This is a genomic window from Vibrio sp. 1069 (assembly GCF_033340555.1).
In genome coordinates this window covers 155,990-177,937 of sequence record NZ_JAWOWP010000001.1, presented here as the reverse complement: position 1 = coordinate 177,937, position 21,948 = coordinate 155,990, and the positions used below count along the sequence as shown (strand labels likewise).

20 protein-coding genes are annotated in these 21,948 nt (G+C 45.2%); 4 read left to right on the top strand and 16 right to left on the bottom strand.

The genetic code is table 11. The features are described 5' to 3' along the window. Positions 1 to 34: 34 nt before the first annotated feature. Genes bioD through bioB form a run of 4 tightly spaced genes read right to left on the bottom strand, consistent with a single transcriptional unit; the run spans position 35 to position 3,729 of the window. A complete protein-coding gene (gene bioD, locus R7040_RS00765; protein ID WP_005378217.1) occupies positions 35 to 721 on the bottom strand; it encodes a dethiobiotin synthase in 687 nt (228 codons plus the stop codon). Then, the gene (gene bioC / locus R7040_RS00760) at positions 718 to 1,539 is read right to left on the bottom strand and encodes a malonyl-ACP O-methyltransferase BioC (protein WP_005388087.1); all 822 of its coding nucleotides are present in this window, start codon (positions 1,537 to 1,539) and stop codon (positions 718 to 720) included. The genes bioD and bioC overlap by 4 nt, the downstream gene beginning before the upstream one ends. Continuing rightward, positions 1,539 to 2,690, bottom strand: a complete 1,152-nt coding sequence (gene bioF, locus R7040_RS00755; protein WP_025631796.1) for an 8-amino-7-oxononanoate synthase — start codon at positions 2,688 to 2,690, stop codon at positions 1,539 to 1,541. The genes bioC and bioF overlap by 1 nt, the downstream gene beginning before the upstream one ends. Beyond that, positions 2,677 to 3,729, bottom strand: coding sequence for a biotin synthase BioB (bioB, locus tag R7040_RS00750; protein WP_005495747.1), 1,053 nt, complete (start codon positions 3,727 to 3,729; stop codon positions 2,677 to 2,679). Before bioB ends, bioF begins: the two co-directional genes overlap by 14 nt. A gap of 129 nt (positions 3,730 to 3,858) precedes the next feature. Between bioB and bioA the strand changes: the two genes are divergently transcribed. Next, positions 3,859 to 5,139 (top strand): adenosylmethionine--8-amino-7-oxononanoate transaminase, encoded by a 1,281-nt coding sequence (bioA, locus tag R7040_RS00745; protein ID WP_064353791.1) that lies wholly within the window; start codon positions 3,859 to 3,861, stop codon positions 5,137 to 5,139. A 69-nt stretch (positions 5,140 to 5,208) separates the two neighbouring features. Here bioA and R7040_RS00740 read toward each other — a convergent pair whose 3' ends face one another. The 8 genes from R7040_RS00740 to lrp all read right to left on the bottom strand — a co-directional run bounded on the left by R7040_RS00740 (position 5,209) and on the right by lrp (position 14,122). Then, positions 5,209 to 5,475 (bottom strand): DksA/TraR family C4-type zinc finger protein, encoded by a 267-nt coding sequence (locus R7040_RS00740; protein ID WP_045413777.1) that lies wholly within the window; start codon positions 5,473 to 5,475, stop codon positions 5,209 to 5,211. A gap of 137 nt (positions 5,476 to 5,612) precedes the next feature. After that, positions 5,613 to 6,053, bottom strand: coding sequence for a hypothetical protein (locus R7040_RS00735; RefSeq protein WP_064353790.1), 441 nt, complete (start codon positions 6,051 to 6,053; stop codon positions 5,613 to 5,615). Continuing rightward, a complete protein-coding gene (locus tag R7040_RS00730) occupies positions 6,047 to 6,778 on the bottom strand; it encodes an ATPase (protein ID WP_318081281.1) in 732 nt (243 codons plus the stop codon). The genes R7040_RS00735 and R7040_RS00730 overlap by 7 nt, the downstream gene beginning before the upstream one ends. A gap of 206 nt (positions 6,779 to 6,984) precedes the next feature. Next, positions 6,985 to 8,292: a serine--tRNA ligase gene (serS, locus tag R7040_RS00725; protein WP_005437179.1), complete on the bottom strand. Its 1,308-nt coding sequence runs from the start codon at positions 8,290 to 8,292 to the stop codon at positions 6,985 to 6,987. A gap of 91 nt (positions 8,293 to 8,383) precedes the next feature. Continuing rightward, positions 8,384 to 9,739 carry a replication-associated recombination protein A gene (locus tag R7040_RS00720; RefSeq protein WP_318095209.1) on the bottom strand — a complete coding sequence of 452 codons (1,356 nt, stop codon included), beginning with the start codon at positions 9,737 to 9,739 and terminating at the stop codon, positions 8,384 to 8,386. Beyond that, on the bottom strand, positions 9,740 to 10,366 hold the full coding sequence (gene lolA / locus R7040_RS00715; RefSeq protein WP_005388103.1) for an outer membrane lipoprotein chaperone LolA: 627 nt from the start codon (positions 10,364 to 10,366) through the stop codon (positions 9,740 to 9,742). A 61-nt stretch (positions 10,367 to 10,427) separates the two neighbouring features. Next, complete coding sequence (locus R7040_RS00710; protein ID WP_318081282.1) at positions 10,428 to 13,475, bottom strand: DNA translocase FtsK 4TM domain-containing protein; 3,048 nt, start codon at positions 13,473 to 13,475, stop codon at positions 10,428 to 10,430. A 152-nt stretch (positions 13,476 to 13,627) separates the two neighbouring features. Then, positions 13,628 to 14,122: a leucine-responsive transcriptional regulator Lrp gene (lrp, locus tag R7040_RS00705; RefSeq protein WP_005378234.1), complete on the bottom strand. Its 495-nt coding sequence runs from the start codon at positions 14,120 to 14,122 to the stop codon at positions 13,628 to 13,630. 156 nt (positions 14,123 to 14,278) lie between these two features. On the opposite strand from lrp, the gene ald reads away from it, so the two are divergent. Continuing rightward, the gene (ald, locus tag R7040_RS00700) at positions 14,279 to 15,403 is read left to right on the top strand and encodes an alanine dehydrogenase (RefSeq protein WP_005378241.1); all 1,125 of its coding nucleotides are present in this window, start codon (positions 14,279 to 14,281) and stop codon (positions 15,401 to 15,403) included. Positions 15,404 to 15,496: 93 nt separating this feature from the next. Here the strand turns inward: ald and R7040_RS00695 are convergent, their stop codons facing one another. Both R7040_RS00695 and cysB read right to left on the bottom strand, forming a co-directional pair. Beyond that, complete coding sequence (locus R7040_RS00695) at positions 15,497 to 16,693, bottom strand: methyltransferase (RefSeq protein ID WP_213896053.1); 1,197 nt, start codon at positions 16,691 to 16,693, stop codon at positions 15,497 to 15,499. Positions 16,694 to 16,746: 53 nt separating this feature from the next. After that, complete coding sequence (gene cysB, locus R7040_RS00690) at positions 16,747 to 17,721, bottom strand: HTH-type transcriptional regulator CysB (RefSeq protein ID WP_006742885.1); 975 nt, start codon at positions 17,719 to 17,721, stop codon at positions 16,747 to 16,749. A 313-nt stretch (positions 17,722 to 18,034) separates the two neighbouring features. Here cysB and R7040_RS00685 point away from each other — a divergent pair, with 313 nt between their 5' ends. Beyond that, positions 18,035 to 18,799 carry a hypothetical protein gene (locus tag R7040_RS00685; RefSeq protein WP_005378247.1) on the top strand — a complete coding sequence of 255 codons (765 nt, stop codon included), beginning with the start codon at positions 18,035 to 18,037 and terminating at the stop codon, positions 18,797 to 18,799. 97 nt (positions 18,800 to 18,896) lie between these two features. Beyond that, positions 18,897 to 19,667 (top strand): tRNA isopentenyl-2-thiomethyl-A-37 hydroxylase MiaE, encoded by a 771-nt coding sequence (miaE, locus tag R7040_RS00680; protein ID WP_064353786.1) that lies wholly within the window; start codon positions 18,897 to 18,899, stop codon positions 19,665 to 19,667. Positions 19,668 to 19,792: 125 nt separating this feature from the next. Here miaE and R7040_RS00675 read toward each other — a convergent pair whose 3' ends face one another. Further along, a complete protein-coding gene (locus tag R7040_RS00675) occupies positions 19,793 to 21,421 on the bottom strand; it encodes a methyl-accepting chemotaxis protein (RefSeq protein ID WP_213896144.1) in 1,629 nt (542 codons plus the stop codon). A gap of 155 nt (positions 21,422 to 21,576) precedes the next feature. After that, positions 21,577 to 21,843, bottom strand: coding sequence for a hypothetical protein (locus R7040_RS00670; protein ID WP_017634954.1), 267 nt, complete (start codon positions 21,841 to 21,843; stop codon positions 21,577 to 21,579). Between the last annotated feature and the right edge of the window lie 105 nt (positions 21,844 to 21,948).

Sequence of the window (21,948 nt, the reverse complement as noted above, 5' to 3'; positions counted from 1 at the left end):
CCTTTGGGTTTTTAGTCTTTTATCCTAAACACCATTAGTCAGTGTTTAGCAACGGCTCTACATTAATGTACTTGCCTAGCTCTTTGCGTTTAGCACTTGGAATATATGGAATTTCCCCAAGCTTAGGTGCATCGATACGTGCTTCTAGCATCTCGATAATGTCAGCGTAGTGCTCTGTGCCAGGGTTGACGCGGTTTGCCACCCAGCCAACAAGATTCAAACCATCCGCTTTAATACTCTCCGCTGTGAGTAAAGCGTGGCTCAAACAGCCTAATTTAATGCCAACCACCAGTACAACAGGTAACTGCTCTTCTTTTACCCATGTAGATAAACAGTCCGTATCGGATACTGGCACACGCCAGCCTCCAGCACCTTCAACGAGAACAACATCGGCTTGCTGCTTATGTTGAGCCAGTTTTTGACTCAGAACATCGTAACTTATTTCGACATGTTCATGCTTCGCTGCAATGTGGGGAGAAGCAGGCAACTCTAAAGCGTATGGGTTCACATCATCATAGGCCACATCGAGTGTTGCGGCGTCTTGTAAGTGTAAAGCATCAGAGTTACGCCATCCGGCTTCAGTCTTGTCACTCCCTGCTGCCACTGGCTTATAACCAATAGTGTTTAGTCCTTTTGCAGCGATCGCTTGCAAAATGGCTTTAGACGCTACCGTCTTTCCAACATCAGTATCCGTACCAGCAATAAAAAAAGCATCAATCATAGATGTATTACTCCAAAACAAACCTGATAACTTGCAGGTAGAAGACCTTGATCGTTTTTAAACGCTTGGTACGCATGCTCAACTTTTAACAAAGTCTCGCGACTAGTTAAACCGTGTGAGCGCCCGCTTACGTGATTTGCACCTATACCTTTGAGGTCACGCATAACTGAAAATGCAGAGTCATACCAAACTGTGATGGTGGTCAAGTCTAGTTGATGGCTGTCACATCGAGATTGCGCTAACGCAATTTTTACCTGATTGAGCGTTAGAAAGTTATTGACGTGTTGATATGCATCAATTTTTTCCCATGATGCACGCAGCTCATACAGTGATCCATCAACCAGTGTAGAGAACCACGCTTTCCCACCATTTTTTAGCACGCGGCGCACTTCTTTTAGTGGGTAACTTAAATCTGTACACCATTGCAGCGCTAAACTTGAAAACACGTAATCGAAGCTATCATCGTCAAATGGTAAGTTTTCAGCATCAGCAACTTGGTAATGCATTCGTACTGCACCACAACGCTGCTCTGCTTTATCTAACATGGCTTGAGAGATATCGCCGCAGACTACTTCCGCACCACGTTGTTGAAGTAGTTGGGAGAAATAACCCGTGCCACAACCTAAATCCAATACACGTTTTCCCGTCAAGTTTTCAGGAAGTTTATCAAGCAGCTGATGCCCGACATCACGTTGAAAAGCCGCATGTTTATCGTATGTTTCTGCTGCTTTACCAAACGAAGAGGCAATCGCGTCTTTATCTTGATGGAAACTCTCTAACGCGAGCGTTTGCGCTAATGCGGTAGTTGCATTATCCATTACAGCGCTCCTAATGCTTGTTTCAATGCGATTGAAAGCGTTTTAACTTGTTCTGTACTATGGTTCGCAGTGAGCGTGATACGAAGGCGTGAGGTACCTTTCGGAACGGTTGGTGGACGAATCGCGGTGACCCATATGCCATTTTGTCGACAAGCGTTCGCAACCTGCAAAGCAAGTTCTGATTCGCCAATCACAAATGGCTTGATCGGGGTATCTGTTTCAACAAAGCCATCCAGATCGCTTAGATTCGTTTGATAAACCTCATTTAGCTCCGCCAGCTTTTCGCGTCGCCAAGACTGCTCTTGAATCATAGAAACCGCATGTGTCAACGCGTAGGCCTGCGCAGGTGGCATTGCTGTTGAATACACATGGTGACGAGCAAACTGGGTCAAAAAGTCACCCGTTGCTTGGTCACACAAAATCGCCGCACCGGACATGCCAAACGCTTTACCGAAGGTCACGACTAAAATCTCTGGTTTGACATTAGCAAGTTCACAAGAGCCTCCACCCGATTCGCCGAGCACGCCAATACCGTGAGCGTCATCCACTGCTAACCATGCTTTACGTAAGCGAGCTACTTCCGCAATGTCTTTCAACGGCGCGCAATCGCCGTCCATGCTGAAGACACCTTCAGTCACGACCAGATGATTGCCTTCATTAGTAAACAGCGTTTCTAAATGCTTAATGTCGTTGTGCTTAAAACGCTTCATTTTCGCCGTTGACAGTGCCCCTGCTTCCATCAAAGATGCGTGGTTTAATCGGTCTTGAATCAATACGTCTGATTTTTCTAGCAGGGTAAAAAGCAACGCTTGATTAGCACTGAAACCAGAACCAAATAATACCGCCCTCTCGAAGCCCAGCCATTCAGTTAACGCCGCTTCTAAGTTGCAGTGCGCAGCACTGAAGCCAGTCACCATGGGTGATGCCCCACTGCCACTGCCATAAACGCTCAGACCTTGCTGCCAAGCACGTACAAGCGCTTGATCATTGGCTAAGCCTAAATAATCGTTGCTTGAGAAGTTGATGTAGCGTCTGCCATCATGTTCTAAAATCGATTGGTTTCCGGCAAATACCACATTCATTGAACGATTCAACCCTTGCGCTTTACGAGCAGAAAGAGCAGATTCGATTCGAGATTTAAACGCTGGCATCGTAGAAAAGATCGTCTTTAGTTGGACGTGCAGCAACGCGCTCTACCACGCGATCCAGCAATTCGTTTTCTTCGATTTCATCAGGTTTTTGAGACACTTCTTGGCTGTTAATACCCAGCTTCTTAAACAGCATCATGTCTTTGTCTTCAGAAGGGTTTGGGGTCGTTAGAAGTTTGCAGCCGTAGAATACTGAGTTTGCACCTGCCATAAAACACAGCGCTTGCATCTGTTCGTTCATGTTTTCGCGACCAGCAGACAAACGCACAGCCGATTGAGGCATCATGATTCGTGCGATCGCAATCAGACGGATAAAGTCAAATGGCTCAACATCGTCCACAGTCTCCAGCGGTGTGCCCTTCACTTTTACCAGCATATTGATTGGTACGCTCTCAGGGTGTGTAGGAAGATTCGCCAATTCAACCAGCAAACCTGCACGATCGTTGGCACTTTCACCCATGCCGATGATACCGCCAGAACAAATCTTCATACCAGCATCACGAACGTGAGACAGCGTATCCAAACGGTCTTGGTAAGTACGAGTGGTAATGATGTTGCCGTAGAACTCAGGCGACGTATCTAGGTTGTGGTTATAGTAATCCAGACCCGCGTTTGCCAGCTGCTTCGCCTGCTCTGGCGTTAACATACCTAACGTCATACACGTTTCCAAACCCATGTCTTTTACGCCTTTGATCATATCGGTCAAATGCGGCATGTCGCGCTCTTTCGGGTTCTTCCACGCTGCGCCCATGCAGAATCGCGTCGAACCTGCATTTTTCGCTTTTTGAGCAGCGTCGAGTACACGTTCGACTTCCATCAGACGCTCTTTTTCGATGTCTGTGGTGTAACGAGCGCTCTGAGGACAGTACTTACAATCTTCTGGACAAGCACCCGTCTTAATCGACAGAAGCGTGCTTACTTGAACATGGTTGGTTTGTTGGTATTGACGATGAACAAGCTGCGCTTCAAATAGGAGATCCATGAATGGCTTTTCCATGAGATCGCGCACTTCAGCATGCGTCCAGTTATGACGAACTTCCACGTGTATTCCTTTAATCACTTTTTTGTTGTGTTGACAGTCTACTTAGTCTCGATAAACTGTCAACACAACAAGAAACAATAAAGTTTACATTGGTTTGTTTTTTAATCTCAACAGCTATTGGAATAGAACATGGATCTCGCCTTCGACCGCCATCACATCTGGCATCCTTACACTTCAACGTTGACACCTCTGACCTGCTACCCAGTGGCCTCAGCAAATGGTGTACACATTAAATTGGAAGATGGGGCAGAGCTTGTCGATGGCATGTCTTCTTGGTGGTCGACTATCCACGGCTATAACCATCCCCACCTAAATCAAGCGGCGCACCAGCAAATCGATCAAGTGTCACATGTCATGTTTGGCGGGATTACCCACCAGCCTGCAATTAGTTTGTGTAAGAAGTTGCTGTCCCTCGCACCAAATAACCTTGAGCATGTATTCCTTGCCGATTCAGGTTCCGTTGCCGTAGAAGTTAGCTTAAAAATGGCTCTGCAATATTGGCATGCGAAGGGCGAACGCCGACCGAAGTTTCTGACTTTGCGCCACGGTTATCACGGTGACACCTTTGCAGCCATGTCGGTTACCGATCCTGATAACTCAATGCACTCTCTCTACAAAGGCTTTTTGCCTGAGCATATCTTTGCGGAGTCACCAACCTGTGGTTATTGGGATGAATGGAAGCCAGAAGACCTTACCGACTTCGAGCACAAGATTGAGACTCACCATAAAGAACTTGCTGCGGTGATCCTAGAGCCTATCGTTCAAGGCGCAGGCGGCATGCGTATCTACCATCCAGAATTTCTCAAAGGCGTGCGTAAGCTTTGCGACAAATACGGCTTGTTATTGATTGCAGATGAGATCGCTACCGGTTTTGGACGTACCGGCAAATTGTTTGCCTGCGAACATGCAGATATTCAACCAGACATTCTGTGTGTTGGGAAAGCACTCACTGGAGGCTACATGACCCTCTCTGCGACCCTCGCGAGCAAACACGTAGCAGACACCGTTTGTGGCGGTGATGCAGGTTGTTTTATGCATGGCCCAACGTTTATGGGTAACCCACTTGCCTGTGCTGTTGCCACTGCAAGTTTGGAATTGATTGAGCAAGGTAACTGGCAACAGCAAACCCAACAAATCGAAGCGTTGTTTTCTGAGTTACTACCAAAACTTGAAGAATACGACTTGGTGAAAAACACCCGTTGGTTGGGTGCTATTGGCGTAGTGGAGACGCATCGCCCTGTGAATATGGAAGCCATCCAAGCCTTGTTTGTTGAACACGGAGTTTGGATTCGTCCATTTGGTAAACTGATTTATATGATGCCGCCCTTCATAAGCAAGCCGGAAGATATTGAGAAACTAGTTAACGCGATTGATGCAGCGTTGCAACGTAAAGACTGCTTCGCTTCATAGTTCAATTCAACATGAAAACGGTTTGAGTATGAGACTCAAACCGTCTCGTTATTTATTAGAGCAGTAAAGTTATCGGAGTTGACTGTCTTTACTCGCTCGTCTATTGAACAATGCTTGGCGTTGAGATACCAATTCGATTGTTGACTGACATTCGATACACAGACGAACGCCTTTCATTGCAAGACGACGCGCTTCCGGAATCTCATCACCACACTCATCGCAATAATGGGCGCTCTCACCCTTTGTGATACTGCCACGAACACGGAAAATCTCGTCGTCTATTGTGTTTTGAATTTGTTGGCTGACGCTATCGTCGTTTGCCCACCCTACGGCCATAAGCCCTCCTCGTTACTTGAATGAGAAAATCTACTTACCGTGGTAAGGTGGATGATTATATCGATTACAAATAACAAGATAATTAGGGTAAATTCGAAAACACTATTACGTTTTAGTAATAATTACTCTGTAATCGATTATTCGGCGCTCTCATGGAAAAGCAATGCAAGGTTACTCATACTCCCTTCCTCGCATTCAAAATACTGCGTTTGCTCAGGCTCTCTCAAAGTAACACTGAGTATCTTCTCTACCTCACCAAACTCCTCGTTAAAGTACTCACTGACTAATATGACGCGCTCACCAATACTAAATTCCAGTGACTTCTCATCTACCAACGCTCGATGGTAATGTTTGAAACGATAATCTTGAGGTTTGATCCGCAGTAAAACTGGGCTTTGATTCACAGTGGACTTATTAAAGGTAAGCTCGCCTTTGACGTGTTCTATCGAAATACTAAAGTTCATAGTTTGGTTTACCGAACATTCAAAGACTTTTCTGGGTAAGGTGCTAGCAACCGCAAACGTGCTCATCATAGCAACACTTAAACCCCAAGTGACCGCCAATCGTTTCATTACCATTCTGCCAACACTATAAATAGCGCTTGCTCATACATACGGGTTAATACATATCCGTGTGAAGATGAATACGAGCCACTGAGTACACTATTCTCTTTCTCAATAACGATATCCTCGATGCCGTCAGCGTTGTAATCACCTTTTGCTACAATCGTAATGACTTGAAAACCATCGGTCGCGTCGAAGTACTCTGCTCTCACTTCACTGGAGACATGAGTTCTCTGGATATGGTCTGCTTCATCCCACGTTGATAGTGCCTTTGCTTTCTCCGCACTTTCGTCAGAAATAACAAAAGCAAGCGCACTTGGGGCTAAATTAGGAAAGTTATCGTCTAACTTAAATTTCGATATAAATGAGCGCTTGGAGGCGGCTAACTTTGCCATCTCACTCCATGTTTGACACTGAGTTAAATACGCTTTAAACGCACCGTATTCATAAGCTTTAGCCGCAGTAAAACCCTCTGAACTTGCATTAGCTAAGTCTTGGCAATTCGATACCAATTTTTCTTTGTCAGGCGCACGTCTCAATTCAAGTTCATAGCCCCAATAGAGCGAGTTACGAAGTTGCATATTTTCTTTGGAAGGTTTCGCTACTTCGCGCGCGAAAAAGCGGTCTGTTCGCTCAGTATCTAAGTATTGAGGTGGGATAAGTTCGCTTGCGACAACCCTACCGAAAACGAGCAAGGTAAGCGCAAAAATAACACGTAATAAAAGATGATTTAATGGCATAACGTTTAACAACAAAGACAAATGAGGACGTTAGCTTGTCACGTGAAAAACCGCTTAGAAAAATATTATTTATCTCCTACTGCCAGATTCTGGGCGAGCTCGTCACTAATGCGTGTGCTAATTACATTACAACGTATTTTCACTCGACGCAGATAACAAAAAACCCAGCACTAAGGCTGGGTTTTGGTGTTCTAGTGGTTAATGAATTAACCGATGTGCGTTGCGCCCGCCATGTACTTCTGAAGTACTGTAGGGATTGCAATGCGGCCGTCTGCTTCTTGGTTGTTTTCTAGGATAGCAACCATTGTACGACCTACAGCTAGACCAGAACCGTTTAGCGTGTGTACAAGCTCAGGTTTCTTCTCGCCTTTACGACGGAAACGCGCTTGCATACGACGAGCTTGGAAGTCCCACATGTTAGAACATGAAGAGATTTCACGGTAAGTTTCTTGAGCAGGAACCCAAACTTCTAGGTCGTAAGTCTTACGAGCGCCGAAGCCCATGTCACCTGTACATAGAACCACTTTACGGTAAGGAAGCTCAAGAAGTTGTAGAACTTTCTCAGCGTGACCTGTTAGCTCTTCTAGTGCGTTCATTGAATCTTCTGGCTTAGTGATTTGTACTAGCTCAACTTTGTCGAACTGGTGCATACGAATCAGACCACGAGTGTCACGACCGTAAGAACCCGCTTCTGAACGGAAACATGGCGTGTGAGCTGTCATCTTTATTGGTAGATCCGCTTCGTCAGAAATCGTGTCACGAACTAGGTTCGTTACAGGCACTTCTGCAGTAGGGATTAGAGACAGTTTACGTGGCTCTTCGTCGTTTACTTTTTCTACTAGCGGCTCAGTGTGGAAAAGATCTTTACCAAACTTAGGAAGCTGACCAGTACCGAATAGGCTGTCAGAGTTTACTAGGTAAGGTACGTACATTTCTGTGTAGCCGTGCTCTTCAGTGTGAAGATCCAGCATGAACTGAGCGATTGCACGGTGTAGACGAGCAAATTGGCCTTTCATCACGATGAAACGTGCGCCAGTGATCTTAACTGCACTTGCGAAGTCTAGACCGTCGCCCATTTCGCCTAGGTCAACGTGATCTTTCAGTTCGAAGTCGTAAGACTTTGGCTCACCCCAACGAGAGATTTCAACGTTGTCGTTTTCATCTTTGCCATCTGGTACTTCGTCTGCTGGGATGTTTGGTACAGAAAGCGTGAACTCGTCTAGTTGAGCCATTACTTGCTCAAGTTCAACTTTCTTCGCATCAAGATCGCTACCTAGCGTACCGATTTGTTTCTTGATCTCTTCTGCGCCTTCTTTGTCGCCAGCCGCCATTTTTTGGCCGATTTGCTTGGAGATGGAGTTACGCGTGGATTGTAAATTTTCTACTTCTACTTGAATGGACTTACGTTGTTCTTCAAGTTTACGAATAGTATCTACGTCTAGCTTAAAGCCACGACGCGCCAGTTTAGCAGCTGTTTCATCCAGCTCTGTACGAAGTAATTTAGAATCCAGCATTGTTAATCCTATGCTTTTTGTTGTGAAATCACGCGCACTTTCCAAGCGTACGCGTTAAAAAAATTTACTGAACAAATGTATCCAAAAACGCCTACTTTTCATAGCGCTTTTGTGGGCTATTTGCGTCTAAAGTAGCCAAGTAATCTAACTTTTCGCCGATTTTGGTCTCCAGACCACGATTTGTCGGCTGATAGTACCTACGATCGCCCATTTCAGGCGGCAAATATTGCTCACCTGCTGCGTAAGCACCAGGCTCATCGTGAGCATAACGATACTCAGCCCCATAACCCATGTCTTTCATCAAACTGGTTGGCGCATTTCGAAGGTGATGCGGCACTTCATATTCAGGTAAGTTATGAGCGTCCGCTAGCGCTTGTTTCCAAGCAACGTAAACGGCATTACTCTTTGGAGCGCACGCGAGATAAACAATAGCTTGAGCAATCGCACGTTCACCTTCTGCTGGACCAACGCGTGTAAAACAGTCCCACGCGGAGAGTGCCACTTGCATGGCTCTAGGGTCCGCATTGCCGACATCTTCCGATGCTATCGCAAGTAATCGACGGGCAATATAAAGAGGATCACAACCCGCAGCAATCATACGTGCAGCCCAGTAAAGCGCCGCATCTGGGTTAGAGCCACGAATGGATTTGTGGACCGCAGAGATTAAGTCATACCAGATATCACCTTTGTTATCGAAGCGAGAGACTTTCTCCCCTGCCACTTCAGCCAGCAACTTAAGCGTGATCTCTTTTTCACCTTGCGCATTGTCTTCTGCCATGTCGTAGAGCAGCTCAAGATAATTGAGAGACATGCGAGCATCACCGTTGACCAGTTCTGCTAGGCGGTCTAATACGTTATCAGCGAAATGTGCGGGTGTATTGCCCAAGCCACGCTCTTTGTCACTGATCGCTTGATTCAGCGCCAGTGAGATTTCATCTTTATCGAGAGACGTTAGCTTGTAGACACGTGCACGTGACAGCAATGCGTTGTTTAACTCAAACGATGGGTTTTCTGTCGTCGCACAAATAAAGGTAACCGTGCCATCTTCGATATGCGGTAAAAACGCGTCTTGTTGAGATTTGTTGAAGCGATGCACCTCATCCACAAATAAGATGGTGCGGCGACCCGCCATTTTGTTCTCACGTGCTTTCTCGATTGCAGCACGGATTTCTTTCACACCAGACGTTACGGCAGACACACGCTCTACTTCAGCATTGGCGTAGTTTGCAGCCACTTCCGCTAATGTCGTTTTGCCTGTACCTGGTGGTCCCCAAAGGATCATAGAGTGAATGTGACCCGCCTCTAGCGCACGGCGCAGTGGCTTACCAGGGCCTAAAATGTGCTGCTGTCCAATATATTGCTCGATTGTTTCCGGTCTCATACGAGCAGCGAGGGGACGAAAATCTTCGTCCCCCGAGAAATCTAATGTGTAATTACTCACTACCAATTAATTCCTTTGGTCATCCACTTCCACACCTTTTGGAATTGTGAATGTGAATCTGTCTGCTTTTGGTTTACCCAGCTTCACGTTGTTAAAGGTGAACAAACCTTTTTGGCCGTCTTGCTCAACCACATTGAAGCCTTTCACCACACCTTTGGCATCAATATTAATCTGGAATTGACCTTGTGTGGAGTCTACTGCAGTAGGAATGAGAGTGAACTGGTCACCTTTTTGAGATATTTTGTAGTTATTCCAATCACTTGCTCGGTTACGCGTTAGCAAAACAAATGGCGTTTGCTCTGTTGCTTGCTCTTGCCAGTAGATGCTCACTTGCTCGATGAATGGGCTGTAGTACCACAATGTCTTACCGTCAGAGACCAATAGGTTCTCATCAGGGAATGTTGTACTCCAACGGAACAGGCTTGGGCGGGCAATTTCAACCGTACCTTCTCCTTCCATAACCGTTTCGCCTTCAGGGCTGATAACCTGCTGAGAGAAATCTGCACTAAAGCCATCATTCATAGAAAGACGTTTGTTTAATTCATCTTTAGGAGATGCTGCGTGTGCAGTAGAGAAGAGGGAAAAGCTTAAAACAAGCGCGGAGAAAAGTTTCGCTGAAAATAGTTTTTTCATTCAGATACCTATTATTAGAACCACTCACCTCAGTTGGACTGAGGTGAGTAACACAAGTTCATTAATCTTTTGGTGGCGCAGGTGCCAGTACTTCACGATTACCGTTATGACCCGGAGCACTTACGATGCCCTGCGCTTCAAGCTGCTCTACAATACGGGCGGCACGGTTGTAACCTATCTTAAATCGGCGCTGAACACCGGAAACCGAACCTCGACGTGATTGAACCACGTGCTCAACAACTTGATCGAAGAGCGGGTCTACATCTTCATCCGCTTCCATTTGCTCACCTGGCAATAGACTTTCTGGAGTTTGATCTCCACTGATGATCTCTTCAATGTAGTTCGGTTTACCACGCGCTTTCCAGTTGTTTACAACAGCATGAACATCATCATCTGATGCAAATGCACCGTGAACACGAGTTGTATGACTTGATCCCGGCGGTAGATACAACATATCACCCATACCAAGTAGTGATTCTGCGCCGCCTTGATCTAGGATTGTACGAGAGTCCGTTTTAGTCGATACCGTAAACGCAACACGAGTTGGAATGTTCGCTTTAATTAGACCGGTAATAACATCAACCGATGGACGCTGAGTCGCAAGAATTAAGTGAATACCTGCCGCGCGCGCTTTTTGCGCCAAGCGAGCAATCAGTTCTTCAACTTTCTTACCTACCACCATCATTAGGTCAGCAAATTCGTCAACAACAACGACGATGTAAGGCAGCTTTTCTAGCAATGGCGGTTCAGTATCCATGCTGTCGCCTTCCTGCCAGAACGGGTCATGGATTGGGTGGCCCGCTTCTGCTGCCATCTTCAATTTTTCGTTGAAGCCCTTCACATTACGTACACCTAATGCCGACATCAATTTGTAACGACGTTCCATCTCGCCCACACACCAACGTAGAGCGTTTGATGCGTCTTTCATATCAGTCACAACTTCAGAAAGAAGATGAGGGATACCTTCATAAATAGAAAGCTCTAGCATTTTCGGGTCAATCATGATGAAGCGTACATCTTCTGGACCTGCTTTATACAGCATGCTCAAAATCATCACGTTCACACCCACCGACTTACCAGAACCTGTTGTACCTGCTACTAGCACGTGAGGCATCTTCGCAAGATCGGCCACCACAGCTTCACCCGCAATGTCTTGACCTAACACAACCGTTGTTGGTGACGTTGCTTGCTCAAACTGAGGGCTACTGATGACATCAGATAAATAGACCGTCTGACGACTCATGTTTGGCAGTTCCAAACCGATGTAAGGCTTGCCAGGGATTACTTCCACGACACGTACCGCCATCGCAGACAATGCACGCGCTAAGTCAGTTGAAAGACCAGAAATACGACTTACTTTCACCCCCGGCGCCAAATCAAGCTCAAAACGAGTGATCACTGGACCAGGATAAATACCAACCACATCGGCTTTGATTTTGTAGTCAGCGAGTTTGCTCTCTACCAATCGAGCGACCTGCTCTAACGCATCACGGTCGATAAAGTTTTCACGTTTTTCTGGATGATAAAGCAACTCGAGCGTTGGGAGTGGCTCTTCCGGAACTGGCAAGTTTTCTTCTTTCTGTACCAAAAATGGGTTCTGTGTTGCAGCGACTTTGGCTTGCGCATTGGAAACCATATCTTGGAATGCGGTAACGTCTTGGTCGTTGTCTTGGACCTCTTCTACCTCCACTTTTTGAGGTGCAGGTTCAAATGTTGTTGAAGGTGTTGCAACTTGCTGATGAGGCGTTGTTGGCTGTACTTGCTGCGCAGGCTGAGACTCCACTTCGTCTTCATCATCTAACACATCAAAGTCAGAGATCGTAGGCTCAATATGTTGGCTAGATTCCGTTTGCGCCGTGATGCTATCTAATACAGCAGAATCAATTGCAGGCTCTTCATGTACAGGATGCTCAATACTTGGCTGCTGTACTTGCTCTGCTTCAAATTGTTCGTACTCCGCATAATCTGGTTCAACACTGATCGGTTCTTCTGTAGCTGTATGTGGCTCTACATAGGAAGAGTAAGTGTCTGCAAATGATGGGGCTGCCTGTTCTTCAGTTCCCCAGTCATCTGCTTGTTGCGCCGCTGCTTCAAGCTCTTCTATCGTAACATTCAGTTGCTTGGTGCGTTCCAAGAGCGGATCAACGTTATCAGTGTTAACCGTATGGATAGGTTGTATTTGAGGCTCAGGTTCAGAATAAACTGGCGCAGCATTAACCGTAGCCTTGCGTTGTGGTGGCGTCGGTTCTACCATCGCCTGTTCCTCAGGCTTATCAGGTTTCGCTTGCGGCATATAAATAGGATACTCATGCGCTGGCGCCGGCTCTTTCGGTTCATCGACATCGTACGCCGTTAAATGAGGAAGCGGCTCATCATCAATTTCATGGTCTACATTGTGTTTAGGCGTAGAGACTTTGTCTTCTACAAACTCATCAAGCTGAGGTTCTAAAACTTCCTGCTCTGAACCTCTTGCCTTATTTGCAAGCGCGGCAATTAGTGCTAACGCACGATCACCAAGCCATTCCACGATGTTAAGCCATGAGATGCCAGTGAAGAGCGTAAAGCCCGCTCCCCACAAGAACAGCAATACCAATGTGGTACCGAGTACATTCAATGTAGGTAAAGCGAGGCTAGACAACACATCCCCGACCACACCTCCGGATGAAAAATACCAAATGTCATCAAAATTAATATCGGCAAGACCGCAACTGGTCATAATAAGGACGACCAGACCGAGCAGCCTTGTACCCCATAGCATGAAATCAATGGGCTCATCTTCTCCTCGTTTACGGCAAATCACCCATGCAGCCGCCGCTAGCAAGAAAGGGATTGGGTAAGCGAGAGAGCCAAATGTGAAGAATAGAGTATCGGCTAGCCAAGCGCCGAAAAGGCCACCAGCATTATCGATATCCCCTCCCCATGCGGTTTGGGACCAAGAAGGATCGGCCGGACTGAAGGTAAATAGTGCAACCGCAAGCAATACCGAGCTAAGAACGCCAACGATAAAGCAGCACTCTTTTAAGCGTTGGAAGCCATTTAAGCGTGAAGACTGGGGCTCTTCACTGGTTTTGATAATGGTTTCGACTTTCTTTGCGTTCTCTTTGAACATAAATCAACTTGAATATGGAAATGAAATAGGAAATTGCAAAACATTCCGAGCGGCATCAAGCCGCTCGGTAAATTGATTTAACCATATCAAGGAGAAAAACCCAATTACTCTCTGGCGAAAGCGGAAGCATATACCGCTTTCTTTGCAAGAAATTAACGAGTTTTGATCACAAGCTGGTTAGATTGTTTCACTTCTTCCATAACAACGTATGTGCGAGTGTCATTTACGCCAGGTAGACGTAGTAACGTATCGCCCAATAGTCGGCGGTAAGCACCCATATCTGATACACGGGTTTTAAGAAGATAGTCAAAGTCACCTGAAACAAGATGACACTCTTGTATGTCGTCTAGCTTTTGAACAGCTGAGTTAAACTGCTCAAACACATCCGGCGCACCACGGTTTAGCGTAATCTCAACGAATACTAATAGTGATGCATCTAGGAACTGCGGATTCAATAATGCAGTATACCCTGTGATATAACCCTGACGCTCTAAGCGACGTACACGCTCCAAACATGGCGTTGGAGAAAGTCCCACACGTTTTGAAAGCTCAACGTTTGAAATACGACCGTCTTTCTGCAGCTCATTAAGAATGTTGCGGTCGATACGGTCTAGTTCCTTGGACGGCTTTTTATAGTTGTCTGCCATTTTTTATTCCACCTTATTACTTCCTTGCAAAAAAATATACTACAACTTTTTAATATTTGGTGCCAAATTTTACAAATCTATAACTATACTAGTTATTAATTCGACAATAACACCCTACTAACAGTTAATACAACCATTATAGAAAGAGGATACAGGATGATCATTGGCGTACCTAAGGAAATCAAGAATCACGAATATCGTGTTGGTATGATCCCAGCTAGCGTGAGAGAACTCATCTCACATGGTCACCAAGTTTTAGTTGAGACCAATGCAGGTGCCGGCATTGGTTTTTCAGACGATGATTACATCGCTGTCGGCGCATCCATTCTCCCTCATGCTGCTGACGTATTCGCGCAAGCAGACATGATTGTAAAAGTAAAAGAACCCCAAGCAGTAGAGAGAGCAATGCTCCGCGAAGGGCAAATTTTATTTACTTATTTACACCTAGCACCAGATTTTCCACAAACTGATGAGCTAATCAAGAGCAAAGCTGTCTGTATAGCCTATGAGACTGTAACAGATAATATGGGTCGTTTGCCACTGTTAGCACCAATGTCAGAAGTGGCAGGTCGGATGTCTATCCAAGCTGGCGCGCAAACGTTGGAAAAATCGCACGGCGGTCGTGGTCTGCTCCTAGGCGGCGTACCTGGTGTTGAACCTGCAAAAGTCGTTATCGTTGGTGGTGGCGTAGTTGGTGCAAACGCTGCTCGTATGGCGGTTGGCCTTCGCGCTGACGTCACTATTCTAGACCGTAACGTAGACACACTTCGTAAGCTTGACGAAGAATTCCAAGGTCGCGCAAAAGTGGTTTATTCTACTGAAGACGCTATCGAGAAGCATGTTCTAGAAGCAGACCTTGTTATCGGTGCCGTTCTAATTCCTGGCGCAGCAGCACCTAAACTGGTCACTAAAGAGCACATTGCTAAGATGAAGCCTGGTGCGGCAGTGGTTGACGTGGCAATTGACCAAGGCGGTTGTTTCGAAACTTCACACGCGACAACCCACGCAGATCCAACTTACATCGTTGATGAAGTGGTTCACTACTGTGTAGCAAATATGCCTGGCGCAGTTGCTCGCACTTCAACATTTGCACTCAACAACGCTACACTTCCATACATCGTGAAGTTAGCAAATAAAGGCTACCGCGAAGCACTTCTAGAAGACAAAGGCTTCCTTGAAGGTCTAAACGTTATTCACGGAAAAGTAACGTGTAAAGAAGTAGCAGAAAGCTTTGACTTGGAATACGTTGAACCAACTCAAGCTATCGCTATGTTTAATTAATGACAAAATAAAACATAACTTGTCACGTTTTGTTTACAAAAGCCCACTCATAAGTGGGCTTTTTCATATAGAGCGTTTGGCTATAAAGAATAACTAAATCTTATATGCACAAATTAAAATATTTCTAGGCGTGACCGATTTAGGGCAAAACTCTGACAATCTAACACGGTAACCACGTTCTTCAAGATAAAGCACTTTGTCTAATGCGAGCCAGACCTCCAACGGACGTTGAAAAACAAGTTGCACTAAGCTCATTCTCTCCATTTGCCAGAAGCGTTGTTCGCTTAACTTTTCAAAATGAGAGAAATCGATTTCTTGAGGAAGAACAATGCCTTTTTGCTCCGCTGCCCAGCGACATAAAGATTCAAAACCATCACTTAATTGCGACTTACGGATACTCGGCACAGGCTGATACTCTGCCATTCCCAAAGCTTGTCGCGTGATCAAATCAAACCCAAGACGAAACATCATTTCCTGCTGACGATGACGACGCACGCGCTCTCCTCCTGTCACCGTTTGTTGTAATGGGATACGCAGTTCTTGCTTAGACAATGAGAGAGAAGAAGCCCTGCCCGATTCCGACATCGGCTGGTATTGTTCCGACTGAATCAAGTGGTAACAACAAGGTGATATGGTCATCGCAGCAACCCCATTTTCACTGCCGTACTGCATTAGACGAACGTGAAGGTCACCGCATGCATGCAGTGCTACTGCGTGTTGCGTTGGCTTAAACACGGCTTTCGCTTTGCTATCAAACGCGTCGCCTTGAATAAACGTCATCTTCCAATGATGTTCATTGGCTGCTTGTTGCCCCGAATCGCACAGTGCTTGTTGGTATTCAAAGCTGGTTACAGGCTGATCGGTTTGCGTTGTCAGGATTCGCCCCAAGTAACCTTTACCTGAGCACCATTCTAGCCATTCTTCGCCACAGTGTTGTTGAATTGCAGCTTCACCCATCGAGCTAATTTGCTCCAACTTACGTCCCGGAATACCGTTATCTAAACCACGAGCGAGTTCCAAGCCTTTTAAAGCTAGCGGTTCTATGCGAGTGAGTTCTGAAAGTTGTTCAAGTTCAGGCAAAAACGGACTAAGTGCTTTTAAGGCAAGCTCCGGTTCCGCTTTGTATTCTTCAATTTGGGAGGGAGAAAGAGACGCCAACCACTGGCACAACTGAGGATGTTGCTCTTGCCAAGGCAATGATGCGTGAATGCTGCTTTTAAACGGCTCGAATCGCCACAAAGATTGGTTTTCGATTAAGCAGTCATTAATAAATTGAAATTGCGTTTTCATAGCTCCCCCTACAACGAGCGCATTGTAGAGGGAATCGAAACATCAATGAAGTGTTATCTGACCGGAAGCTCGATGTCTTTAAACATCTCTTCGATTTCTGCATTAGACTTCAACGAAATCGCCTGCTCAACCACTGGACGCGTTAAGTGCGGTGCAAAACGCTCCATAAAGTCGAACATGTAAGAGCGAAGGAAGGTACCACGACGGAAGCCAATGCTCGTTGTGCTTGCGCCAAACAAGTGGCTTGCATCAATCGCAACCAAATCGCTGTCTTGTTCTTCATCAACTGCCATGCTCGCAATCACACCAACACCGATACCCATACGAACGTAAGTTTTAATGACGTCTGCATCAGTTGCAGTGAACACCACTCGCGGGGTTAAACCTTCGCGGTTGAATGCTGTATCCAGCTCTGAACGGCCAGTAAAACCGAACACGTAAGTGACTAATGGGTAAGCGGCAAGATCACTGATCGTTACTTTGTCTTTCTTCGCTAGTGGGTGGTCTTTAGGCACAACTATTGAACGATTCCAGTGATAACAAGGCAGCATGATGGCATCTTGATATAAGTGAAGCGCTTCTGTCGCAATCGCAAAATTCGCTGTGCCTTTAGCTATCGCCTCAGACATTTGTGACGGTGTACCTTGGTGCATGTGTAACGACACTTTTGGATAACGAGAAGTAAAACCTTTGATGACATCTGGCAGTGCATAACGAGCCTGCGTATGTGTCGTGGTGATATTCAGCGTCCCCATTTCTGGATGGGTGTGCTCTCCAGCCACCGCTTTGATACTTTCTACACGAGCGAGAATTTCTTGAGAGATACGTACAATTTCTTCACCAGCTGGCGTCACTTGCGTTAAGTGCTTACCGCTACGTTCAAAAATCTGAATGCCTAACTCATCTTCCAGCAACCGAACCTGTTTACTGATACCTGGCTGAGAGGTATATAAGCTTTCCGCCGTTGCAGATACATTCAGATTATGGTTTACAACCTCAACAATATACTTCAGCTGCTGCAGTTTCATCGTAATCCCTTACTTATTCATGAGAGAGTTTATTGGCCACTCAAGCGAGCGATATAATAATTAGTTATAACGCGTTCAAATCGAAATGAACAGCAATTTCTAACTTATACCTCAATCACATACTAATAATCTTCAAGAAAGAAACAATATGCACAAAGTTGAGCCAATAAATGACCGAAGTTTTATGATGTGACTTCTATCAGTAACTAAAACGTGGGAGAGACAAAATAATCAAACAAATAAGGTGCCGAGTAAGATAAGATTCATGTATTCTTTAACGCTAGCCGCAGAAAAGTAAAGTAGACGCAAAGATATGAATATTGGTTTAATAATCGCTTTGGTAGCCATCCTACTGGTGTTAATCCTAGGCTATAACATTATGTTGCAATATAAGGTTAAAGTTGAAACCGCAAAAAGGCAGGAATCAGCGCGATATGTAGCCTTGATAGATGGTACTGAAGAGTTGATTGGTCATGCGCACCATATCCCTTTTAGTAAAGAGCTGTTGCTGTGTCTAAACAATCGTATTCTTGACGCGCTAGAGAGCATGCATGAGCTGGACCCGAAGAACAAGCAACTTGCTCAACGTATCGAAAATATGAAGCAGCAGATTACGCAGCTAAAAGAGAATGGTCCTACTGGCGAGAGTACCACTTTCAAGATGCCGAGTAGTGATAAACAAGCTATCGTCATGCTTAAGCTGGTTAAACGACTTCGCGACACTATCCGTAACGAGCACAACAAAGGCCGATTGGATACCCAGACTTACGTCACCGAAAATGCGCGCTTGGAAACGATGCAAATTCGCATCAACATTGAAAATGTCATCAAAAGAGCAAACGACTCTATCGCTCGTGGCCAACCAGGCACCGCGCTTCAACTGCTGCGTAAAGGTATCGATGCTTTGAGCACTAAGAGCGATCCTTATTCTATTCAAGCGAAACAAAAGCTTGAAGAGATGTTGGGTGACTTAGATAAAAAGCGCCAAGATAAAAGCGATGCCGAAATGCAGCAGATTGCTGACAAAGAGCGTGACAATGACATGGAAGCACTCTTCGGCGAGAAGAAAAAGTGGTAACATTCACTTCAGGTCAAGAAAGGCTGCAATTGCAGCCTTTTTTCTATCCGCAAGACAACGGATATGCCCAGTAAAAATGTGAAGTACTAAAACTAAAATGATGAATCTAGACGCCTATCAAGATCTTCTTGCTCCCATTAACCAATTTCTGCAATGCAGTACACCTGATGAATGGGTAGAGGAAGCAAAGAAACCAGAGAACCTTCAAACCATTTTGTTAGACCACCTACTGTGCGAACTAAAAGCTGGCCAATCTGCCATGTTTTTAATTCGCAAGTATGCCGTTGACCAATCCAGTTCACATGCTTTACTTGACTGGTTTAAGCCCTACGAAGATTTTGCTTACCGTAACGTAGGCTCATTGGAAACTTTAAAAGGCAAGAGCAATATTTCTAAGTCAATCATGGCTAAGTCCGACTCACCATACAGCCAAGATTTGATCGATAAGATGGTGCTTTTGATAAAAGAGGAGTTACACCACTTTTATCAAGTTTTAGAGATCATGGAAAGTCGTGGAATTGAGTATAAAAATATTCCAGCAAGTCGCTATGCTAAAGGACTGATTTCGCATATGAAGACTCATGAGCCAGAAACGCTGATCGATAAACTCATCATTGGTGCGTACATCGAAGCCCGATCTTGTGAGCGTTTTGCCAAACTAGCACCACATATGGATGACGATATCGCAAAGTTCTACATTTCTTTATTACGTTCAGAAGCACGCCATTACCAGGATTATCTTGTATTAGCGGAGCAAATCGCAGGCAAAGATATCAGCGAGCGCATCGCCTACTTTGGACGTATAGAGGCAGATTTAATTTCTACGCCAGATACAGATTTTAAGTTTCACAGTGGTATTCCAGTCTAGCGAGCATATTCTCCCAAGGTTGAGCATACTCTGAACTTATATAGACAGAGAATAAATAAGCCGGACATTTCGTCCGGCTTATTTATTGTAGCAATGAGGTTAGGAATAAAGCTGAAACACAACAACTAGAGCTGGAATGAACCCATTCGAGTTTTCAAGTTGTGCGCTAGGCTACTAATCTGCTGACAAGCCACAGCCGTTTGTGAAGCTCCCTCAGCCATCTCTGTTGAAGCACTATCAATATGCTCCACGCTACGATTCAGCTCTTCGGATACAGAATTCTGCTCACTGCACGCCGTTGCGATTTGTGTACTCATTTGCGCTATGTTATCGACAGAATGTTCAATTTCTTTTATCTGGCTATCAGCATCATTAACTTGCTCAACACACTGAGAAATACCCTCCTGACAATCACGGCTTGAATGCCCTATTTTACTGCTGCTCTCTTGTAGTTGATTAACAATTTCCACAATTTGTGAAGTGGAGTCTTGAGTGCGTTGCGCCAGAGAACGAACCTCATCTGCCACAACAGCAAACCCACGTCCTTGTTCACCAGCCCGAGCGGCTTCAATTGCGGCGTTCAGTGCTAACAAGTTTGTTTGCTCGGCAATCCCGCGGATCACATCTACGACCACATTGATATTGTTTGAGCTCGATTCAAGCTCACGTGCCAGTTCATCTGATTCTTGGATCGTATGTGATACACGCTCAATTACTGCGATAGTTTGTTGTAACGTCACCGTTCCTTGCTTTGCCACTTCCGCAGCCGAATAAGCAGAGGTTGCGCCAACTTCGGTATTTTGTGCCACTTCACTTACAGCAGCTTGCATTTCTGTCATCGCAGAAGCCACCGAGCTAAGTTCAATTTGTTGATTTTGCATACCAGAAGCGGTCTGAGAAGAAATAGCACTCACTTCCTCTACTGCTGCCGTTAGCTGAATCGTTGAGTCATTAATCTCAGAAACCAACGAATGTAAGTTTGTTTGCATACCGACAAGCTCTTTGAGCAGCGTTCCTAACTCGTCTTTGCTCAATTCGCTTTCGTCGATTTGATTATTCAATTGACCCTTGGCGATTTTGGAAGCGAATTCCAGTGCTCGATCAACAGGCCCGCAGATGACTCGAGAAAGCAACATGGCAGACATTACCATGACCAATGCGACGACAAGCGCACCAACAGCAGCGCTGTATTGTGTAAATGCCGCTTCACTTTGTACTTCTTCGCCAATCAAATTCACCAACTCATCGTTCAACGCGAGGGTATCATCCAAGCTGCTCAACGCTTTTGAGTAGGTATCGAAACTTGATAAAATTACATCATTTGCACTTTCAGCATCGCCTTGGCTTAGCAATACGTTGTAAGTCTTCGTTTCTTTGATGTATTGATTCCAAGTTTCTTTAAAAACGCTAAAGGACTGCGTTTCACGCTTATTAAGGTCGAGCTTTTCGTATTCTGCAATACCAGCCTGCACATCAGAACGCCATTGGTCGAGGCCTTTTAACCACTCACCAATTTTGGGGTGATTTGCGTTTGGCAATAAAGAGAACTCATCTTTACGCACTTTAGTAATATCAACTTGGATACCTTTCAAAATCGCAACAGAAGGTAAACTTTTATCTGTTAGCACTGAGATGTCTTTATTCAGTGTTAACAAACCTTGCACCAACATTACTGACACTAAACCAAACACGGCAAAAACGGTTAAATAACTAACCGATATTTTCTTTACGACACTTAAGTCTTTAATACGCATGCACTTTCTCCCCGCAGCCTTTCCAAACCTCTCACTTAAGTGAAAGCTTAACCTCTAAAACACACTGTTTTTTGCGCTCGATATCATTGAACGCTCTTATATACATCGGCTTGAGAGGTCAAATCTTGACCAGTAATTGATAGTTTTATCACATGCTATTTTAGAGATAGGCTCGCATGCTCCGTATTGTGTCTACATCTTTTCATGAGCGCTTCTCGGCGCAGATCCAAGATCTCATCGATGAGCTTTTCTTTCGCATTTATCCCAAAATGCTGGGCATAATTTTTTACTTTTGCTATCTCATTAGGTTGCAAGCGGTACACCTCTTTCTTTAAACGCGCTTCTGCTTCACTTCTAATCAAACCTTGCTCTTGTAACAATTTAATGATGGTTTCATCGGTTGGATTTACTGCTCTAGCCATGGTGCTCCATCTATCAATTTGAGTTCTAGCCATATAGCTAGATGAATGACGCCGCACAACTTATAGAGCAAAGATGACAGCTTGATTGCAGTGAATGCAATTCGT

Excerpts from the sequence above, each read along its gene's own strand:
- bioD (WP_005378217.1), bottom strand. The coding sequence starts at position 721 with ATGATTGATGCTTTTTTTATTGCTGGTACGGATACTGATGTTGGAAAG.
- bioC (WP_005388087.1), bottom strand. The coding sequence starts at position 1,539 with ATGGATAATGCAACTACCGCATTAGCGCAAACGCTCGCGTTAGAGAGT.
- bioF (WP_025631796.1), bottom strand. The coding sequence starts at position 2,690 with ATGCCAGCGTTTAAATCTCGAATCGAATCTGCTCTTTCTGCTCGTAAA.
- bioA (WP_064353791.1), top strand. The coding sequence starts at position 3,859 with ATGGATCTCGCCTTCGACCGCCATCACATCTGGCATCCTTACACTTCA.
- R7040_RS00740 (WP_045413777.1), bottom strand. The coding sequence starts at position 5,475 with ATGGCCGTAGGGTGGGCAAACGACGATAGCGTCAGCCAACAAATTCAA.
- R7040_RS00735 (WP_064353790.1), bottom strand. The coding sequence starts at position 6,053 with ATGGTAATGAAACGATTGGCGGTCACTTGGGGTTTAAGTGTTGCTATG.
- R7040_RS00730 (WP_318081281.1), bottom strand. The coding sequence starts at position 6,778 with ATGCCATTAAATCATCTTTTATTACGTGTTATTTTTGCGCTTACCTTG.
- serS (WP_005437179.1), bottom strand. The coding sequence starts at position 8,292 with ATGCTGGATTCTAAATTACTTCGTACAGAGCTGGATGAAACAGCTGCT.
- lolA (WP_005388103.1), bottom strand. The coding sequence starts at position 10,366 with ATGAAAAAACTATTTTCAGCGAAACTTTTCTCCGCGCTTGTTTTAAGC.
- R7040_RS00710 (WP_318081282.1), bottom strand. The coding sequence starts at position 13,475 with ATGTTCAAAGAGAACGCAAAGAAAGTCGAAACCATTATCAAAACCAGT.
- lrp (WP_005378234.1), bottom strand. The coding sequence starts at position 14,122 with ATGGCAGACAACTATAAAAAGCCGTCCAAGGAACTAGACCGTATCGAC.
- ald (WP_005378241.1), top strand. The coding sequence starts at position 14,279 with ATGATCATTGGCGTACCTAAGGAAATCAAGAATCACGAATATCGTGTT.
- R7040_RS00695 (WP_213896053.1), bottom strand. The coding sequence starts at position 16,693 with ATGAAAACGCAATTTCAATTTATTAATGACTGCTTAATCGAAAACCAA.
- cysB (WP_006742885.1), bottom strand. The coding sequence starts at position 17,721 with ATGAAACTGCAGCAGCTGAAGTATATTGTTGAGGTTGTAAACCATAAT.
- R7040_RS00685 (WP_005378247.1), top strand. The coding sequence starts at position 18,035 with ATGAATATTGGTTTAATAATCGCTTTGGTAGCCATCCTACTGGTGTTA.
- miaE (WP_064353786.1), top strand. The coding sequence starts at position 18,897 with ATGATGAATCTAGACGCCTATCAAGATCTTCTTGCTCCCATTAACCAA.
- R7040_RS00675 (WP_213896144.1), bottom strand. The coding sequence starts at position 21,421 with ATGCGTATTAAAGACTTAAGTGTCGTAAAGAAAATATCGGTTAGTTAT.
- R7040_RS00670 (WP_017634954.1), bottom strand. The coding sequence starts at position 21,843 with ATGGCTAGAGCAGTAAATCCAACCGATGAAACCATCATTAAATTGTTA.